We start from the raw sequence: 6,353 nt of genomic DNA, 5'->3' as shown, positions 1-6,353 counted from the left end.
TGCTGGCGCCGCCGCTGCGCTCCTGGCTGCGCGCGCCGATCCGCGCCTGCGAACGCTGGGCCGAGTACCGCGCCTGGCGCGACGCCGTCGCCCACGCCGAACTGCGGCTGGGACGCGCGCTCGATGCGCCGGCGCTGGCCGTGCTGTACCGCACGCACGCCGCCGGCCGCGAGATCGATCTGCTGAACCGCCTGCACAGCCAGGCGCTGCGGGCGCACGATGGCGACGCCGCGCAGCGCTACGCCGCCAGCCTGGCGGCCAGCAGCGGCGCCTTCCTGTCCAGCCTGGGGCAGGGCGGGGCGGAGGGTGTGCCGGCCGCGTTGCCGGCCGCGCTGCGCCCCGGCCTGTCGCCGCTGCTGCAAGTCTTTCGCGTGGCCGACGTGCAGGCCGAACGCGCCAAGCGCCGGTGGCGCTATCGCTGGCGCTTCATGGCGCTGGCGGTGATCATGGCCAGCGCCGCGCCGTCGCTGAAGCTGACCAGCAGCGCCCACGGCGAACTGGTGGAGGCGGTGGTGTTCACCTCGGGCGCGATCTGCGCGGTCGGCACCTATCTGTGGGTGGCGCTGTCGCGCCGGCGCAATGCCTATCTGGACTACCGGGCGCTGGCCGAAGGCTTGCGCTGCCAGATGTACTGGCTGTGCGCCGGCGAGGCCTCGCTGGTCACCGACCATTGCGCGCAGCGCGCCGGCGGCGGCATGGGCTGGGTGCGCCACGCGCTGGACGCCTGCCTGGTGGCGCCGCCGGTGCCGGGCCTGGCGGTGCGCGGCGTGCTGCGCGGCTGGATCGACGACCAGCGCGCCTATCTGAGCGGCGCCGGCAACCGCTGGCGGCGGCGCCAGCACGCGCGCGCTGTCGCGTTCGGCAACAACATGCTGCTCAGCGGCCTGGTGATGTCGGTGACGGCGCTGGTGGTGGCGCTGGTTTTCGGCCACAGCCACATGCTGCCGCTGATCCTGCTGCTGGCGGGCATGAAGCTGGCGACCGGCGTCGGCGCGGCCTGGCTGTCGCTGGCCACCAAGATGGGCCACGGCGAAACGGCGGCCCAGGCCGAGCAGCTGCACAAGCTGTATGGCCGCGCCGACGCGGAGCTGGTCCGCAGCGAGACGGCGCCGTGTTCGAACGCGGACAAGGAACATCAGGCCCGCGACCTCGCGTTCGCGCTGGGCAAGGCCGTGCTGGACGAGAACGCCGGCTGGCTGGCCGCCTATCAGCAGCGCCGCCTGAACTGGCACGGGCGCTAGCGCCCCGGCAATGGCGCGGCTACAGGTAGCGCGCCAGCAGCGCGCCGTCCAGCGCCGGGTCGAGCTCGATGTGCACGAAGTGGCCGCTGCCGGGCGCCACCGCGATGTCGCTGCCATCGTCGGCGCGCATGCGCGCCAGCGTCAGGTCGCGGTTGCCGCCGGGGTGGATCGCCTCAATGCGGTCGCCGACGGCGAAGCGGTTCTTGACCTCGACCCGCGCCCAGCCATCCTGCATGCCCAGCACATCGCCGACGTACTGGCTGCGCTCGGCCTCCGAAGCGCCGCGCATATAGTTCTGGTGCGCCTGCGTGTGGTGGCGCTGGTAGAAGCCGTCGGTGTAGCCGCGGTTGGCCAGGCCCTGCAACTGGCCCAGCAGGCCGATGTCGAACGGCCGCCCGGCAACGGCGTCGTCGATGGCCTGGCGGTAGACCTGGGCGGTGCGCGCCGCGTAGTACAGCGACTTGGTGCGGCCCTCGACCTTGAGCGAGGTGACGCCTATCTTCACCAGCCGCTCGATGTGCTCGACGGCGCGCAAGTCCTTGGAATTCATGATGTAGGTGCCGTGCTCGTCCTCCAGGATCGGCATCAGCTGTCCCGGCCGCCCGGTCTCCTCGATCAGGTAGGGCTGGTCGGCCAGCGGGTGGCGCGGCTGCTGGTGCAGCGACGACCATGGCTGCCGGGCCTGCTCCAGCGCCTGCTCGAAGCGTAGCGGGATGGTTTGCATCGCGCCGAGATCGCCGCTGGCGTCTTCGGCGGCCGGCTGCACCTTGTAATCCCAGCGGCAGGAATTGGTGCAGGTGCCCTGGTTGGGATCGCGGTGGTTGAAGTAGCCCGACAGCAGGCAGCGGCCCGAGTAGGCGATGCACAGCGCGCCGTGCACGAACACTTCCAGTTCCATCTCCGGGCAGCGCTGGCGGATTTCCTCGATCTCGTCGAGCGACAGTTCGCGCGACAGGATCACCCGCGTCAGCCCCATGCGGTGCCAGAACTTGACGTCGGCCCAGTTGACGGCGTTGGCCTGCACCGACAGGTGGATGGGCATGTCGGGCCACTGGTCGCGCACCATCATGATGAGGCCGGGATCGGCCATGATCAGCGCGTCGGGCTTCATCGCGATCACCGGCGCCATGTCGCGCAGATAGGTCTTGAGCTTGGCGTTGTGGGCGAAGATGTTGGAGGCGACGAAGAATTGCTTGCCGCGCGCGTGGGCGCCGTCTATGCCCTCCTGCAGCGTTTGCAGCGTGGAAAAGTCGTTGTTGCGCACGCGCAGGCTGTAGCGCGGCTGGCCGGCGTAGACGGCGTCGGCGCCGAAATCGAAGGCGGCGTGCATCTTGGCCAGCGAGCCGGCGGGGAGGAGGAGTTCGGGGGCTTGGAGCATGGCGGCGGGCAAAATCCAGGCAGTCTAGCCAGGACGCCGCCGCATGTCCTTGTCCTATGTCAAAAAATCCCGCCTGCGTACTAGAGTGTCTTGCTGCACAGCCGGAAGTCGGGATCGTCCTCGTAGGGGCGGATCTGGAAGCCCAGGCTGGCCATCAGCTTGAGCATGCCGCTGTTCTTGCACAGCACCAGGCCGTCGATCTCGCTCAAGCCCTTGTCGCGCGCCACGTCCATGATGCCCAGCATCAGCCGCGTGCCCAGTCCCTGGCCGCTGTAGCGGTCGTCCACCAGCAGCGAGAATTCGCAGCTGCTGCGGTCGGGGTTGGCGATGTAGCGCGACACGCCGATGATGCTGTCGGTCTCGACGAACTCGCCGTCCGGCCCCGGCGCGCGCTGGGTCAGCACCGCCACCAGCGCCATCTCGCGGTCGTAGTCGATCAGCGTGTAGCGCGCCAGCATCGGCACCGACAGTTCGCGCAGCGACGAGGCGAAGCGGTAGTAGCGCGACTTTTCCGACAGCCCGCGCACCAGCGCCTGCAGCATCGAGGCGTCGTCCGGCTGCACCGGGCGCAGCGTGTACTGGCCGCCGCCGCGCATCGGCCACTCCTGCGTGTAGCTGGACGGGTAGGGCAGGATCGCCAGGTGGCCGTAGCCCTGCGCCGACGGCGGCGCGGCGTCGACCACGATGCGGGCGTCGACCGCCAGCGCGCCGTGCTCGTCGACGATCAGCGGGTTGATGTCCATTTCGCGCAACTGCGGCAGCTCGCACACCATCTCCGACACGCGCAGCAGCATCTGCTCGACCGCCTCGCGCTGGGCCGGCGGCGCGCCGCACCATTCGCCCAGCGTGGCGGCCGAGCGCACCCGGCCGATCAGGCGCTGCGCCAGGAACTGGTTCAGCGGCGGCAGCTCCACCGCGCGGTCGGCGATCAGCTCGATCATCGTGCCGCCGGCGCCGAAGCTGATGGCCGGGCCGAACAGGCGGTCGGTGACGACGCCGATGTACAGCTCGCGGCCGTGGCGCTTGCCGGCCATCTTCTGCACCGTCACGCCGTTGATGCGGGCGTCCGGCAGCAGGCGGCGCACGGTGGCCATCATGTCGCCGTAGGCGTCGCGCACGGCGGCGGCGTTGAGCAGGTTGAGCACCACGCCCTGCACGTCGGACTTGTGGGCGATGTCGGGCGAGTCGATCTTCAGCGCCACAGGGTAGCCCAGCTGGCTGGCGATCAGCATCGCCTCGCCGGCGCTGCGCGCCAGCAGCGTCTGCGTGATCGGGATGTGGAAGGCCGCCAGCAGCGCCTTCGATTCCATTTCGGTGAGCACCTTGCGGCGCTCGGCCAGCACGCCCTCGATCAGCAGGCGGGCGCCGTCCAGGTCGGGCTGGGCCAGCTGCGACAGCGGCGGCGGCGTCTGGTGCAGCAGTTGCTGGTTCTGGTAGAACGAGGCGATGTTGGAAAAGCCGTCGACCGCCGCTTCCGGCGTGCGGAAGGTGGCCAGGCCGGCGGCGTTGATCAGCTGGCGCGCCTCGGCCACCTGGCGGTCGCCCATCCAGCAGGTCAGCAGCGGCTTGCCGAGGCCGGCGTTGAGGGCGCTGACGGCGCGCGCCACGGCGGCCGGGTCGCCGCCCAGCTTGGGCGAGTAGATCACCAGGATGCCGTCCACCTGGCTGTCGCGGCCGCAGGCCTGGACCGCCGCGCTGAAGGCCTCGGCGCCGGCTTCCTCGGACAGGTCGATCAGCTGGGCCAGGCTGGCGTGCGGCGGCAGCTCGGGCGCCAGCGCCTGCGCGGCGGCGGCCGACAGCGTCGCCAGCTGCAGGCCCAGGTGGTCGATCCAGTCGGCCGCCAGCACGCCGGGGCCGCCGCCGTTGGTGACCACGGCCAGCCGCGGCCCGACCGGGCGGTAGCGCGAGGCCAGGCATTTGGCCGCCGAGAACAGTTGCACGAAGGATGACACCCGCACCGCGCCGGTGCGGCGCAGCGCGGCGTCGAACACGTCGTCGCTGGCGACGATGGCGCCGGAGTGGGTCAGCGCCGCCTGCGAGGCGGCCGCCGCGTTGCCGGCCTTGAGCACCACCACCGGCTTGGTGGTGGCGGCGCCGCGCAGCGCCGAGACGAAGCGGCGGGCGTCGGTCAAGCCTTCCATGTAGATGACGATGCTGTGCGTGGCCGGATCGGTGGCCAGGAAGTCCAGCGTCTGCGCCAGGTCGACGGCGGTGTTGGCGCCCAGCGAGACCACGGTGGAAAAGCCCACCGCGTTCTGGCTGGCCCAGTCGAGGATGGCGGTGGTCAGCGCGCCCGACTGCGAGATCAGCGCCAGGCTGCCGGGCTGCGCCAGCGGGCCGGCGACGCTGGCGTTGATGTGCAGGCGCGGGCGCTGGTAGCCCAGGCAGTTCGGCCCCAGCAGGTGGATGCCGTGCTTGCGGGCGATGGCGTGCAGCTCGCCGGCCAGCGCGCCGTCGACGCCGGCCGACAGGATCAGCGCCGCCCGGCACTGGATGCGGCCGGCCACTTCCAGCGCGAAGCTCAGTTCATCGTTGGGCAGGGCGATCACGGCCAGGTCGGCGCGCGAGTGGGCCAGGTCGGACAGCGTGCCGCTCATGCCGACGTCGAGGAAGGTCACCGGGCCGCCGAAGCCGCCTTGCTCCAGCTGGGCGCGGATGCCGCGGCCGTAGCAGGTCTGCTGTTCGGGCTGGTCGGCCTTGCCGGCGAAGACCACGAGGGACTGGGGTGAAAACAGCGGCGTCAGGTAGTGGGTTTCCATGGGGAGGGGGATGCGGTGGCCAGGGTGATGCAAATATAACGTGAATCGAGTGTACTGAGCGAAATCAAATTTTTGCTTGATTCAAGTCAAAACAATCGGAATGGCATAGCGCATCTGCGAGTTTTCGGACAGCGGATCGAAGCTGGCGTCGTAGATTTCCAGGTCGGCGCCGCCGCTGTGGCGGTAGCCGGACTGGCACAGCCAGCTCGAATAGATGAAATCGACGGTGCGGTCGACCAGCTTGCCCAGCCCCCGGTGCACAAAGGTGGCGCAGTGCGCGGCCGGCAGCTCGATGCGCTGCATGCCGGCGGGTAGCGCGCCGGCCTGCCGCACTGCGATGGCGGCGTAGTACTCCAGCTGGTCCGAGTCGCCCGCCACCGGCTGCACCACGCCGTAGCAGCAGCCCGGCACCGCGTGCTGCACCTCCGGCAGGCGCGCGATGAAGCGCTCCCACAGCTGCGGCAGCTGCTGGCCCAGATTGTTCTTGTCGGAGTCGCTGCCGTAGAAGCGCGTGTGCATGCCGACCAGCAGCATCGGCGGCCGCGCGGCCAGCGCCGGTGTGTGTTCGATGTTCCGGTGGAGGTGGCGCAGATAGTCCGCATCCATTTTCAGCTTGCGCACGATGAGGTTGCGCCGTCCTTGCTGGCGGAATTCGTTGGGCGTCAGCGCGTAGCGTTCCTTGAAGGCGCGCGTGAACGCCTCCTGGCTGTGGTAGCCGGCCAGGATGGCGATGTCGAGTATGCCCAGCCGCGTGTCCAGCAGTTTGTCGAGCGCGTTGGCGAGGCGGCGCGTGCGGATGTAGTGCTTCAGCGTTTCCTTGGTCAGCGCCTTGAAGATGCGCTGGTAGTGCCATTGGCTCAGGCCGGCTTCCCGCGCCACGGTCGCCAGCGCGATGTCTTCCTCCAGATAGGTTTCGATGAAGTCTATGCCTTGCTGTATCTGCGTCAGGTAGTTCAATCGCGCTCCCGGGGGATG

At 69.9% G+C, this 6,353-nt stretch carries 4 protein-coding genes; 1 reads left to right on the top strand and 3 read right to left on the bottom strand.

Annotated features, from left to right (window positions below; translation table 11 throughout):
- On the top strand, positions 1–1,241 hold a 1,241-nt coding region (locus GEV02_RS33075), incomplete at its 5' end, for a hypothetical protein (RefSeq protein WP_174999436.1).
- A gap of 19 nt (positions 1,242–1,260) precedes the next feature.
- Here GEV02_RS33075 and trhP read toward each other — a convergent pair.
- From trhP to GEV02_RS31810, 3 genes are all read right to left on the bottom strand, one after another.
- On the bottom strand, positions 1,261–2,619 hold the full coding sequence (gene trhP / locus GEV02_RS31820; protein ID WP_152841800.1) for a prephenate-dependent tRNA uridine(34) hydroxylase TrhP: 1,359 nt from the start codon (positions 2,617–2,619) through the stop codon (positions 1,261–1,263).
- 80 nt (positions 2,620–2,699) lie between these two features.
- Complete coding sequence (locus GEV02_RS31815; protein ID WP_152841799.1) at positions 2,700–5,378, bottom strand: bifunctional acetate--CoA ligase family protein/GNAT family N-acetyltransferase; 2,679 nt, start codon at positions 5,376–5,378, stop codon at positions 2,700–2,702.
- Between the two features lie 81 nt (positions 5,379–5,459).
- A complete protein-coding gene (locus GEV02_RS31810; RefSeq protein WP_152841798.1) occupies positions 5,460–6,335 on the bottom strand; it encodes an AraC family transcriptional regulator in 876 nt (291 codons plus the stop codon).
- Between the last annotated feature and the right edge of the window lie 18 nt (positions 6,336–6,353).

Source organism: Rugamonas aquatica (genome assembly GCF_009380215.1).
In the GTDB taxonomy this organism is placed as follows: Bacteria; Pseudomonadota; Gammaproteobacteria; order Burkholderiales; family Burkholderiaceae_D; genus Rugamonas; species Rugamonas aquatica_B.
This window is presented reverse-complemented; position numbering and strand designations above follow the sequence as displayed.

What these genes read in the sequence shown, in the direction of transcription:
- trhP (WP_152841800.1), bottom strand. Translation starts at nt 2,619, where the DNA reads ATGCTCCAAGCCCCCGAACTCCTCCTCCCCGCCGGCTCGCTGGCCAAG.
- GEV02_RS31815 (WP_152841799.1), bottom strand. Translation starts at nt 5,378, where the DNA reads ATGGAAACCCACTACCTGACGCCGCTGTTTTCACCCCAGTCCCTCGTG.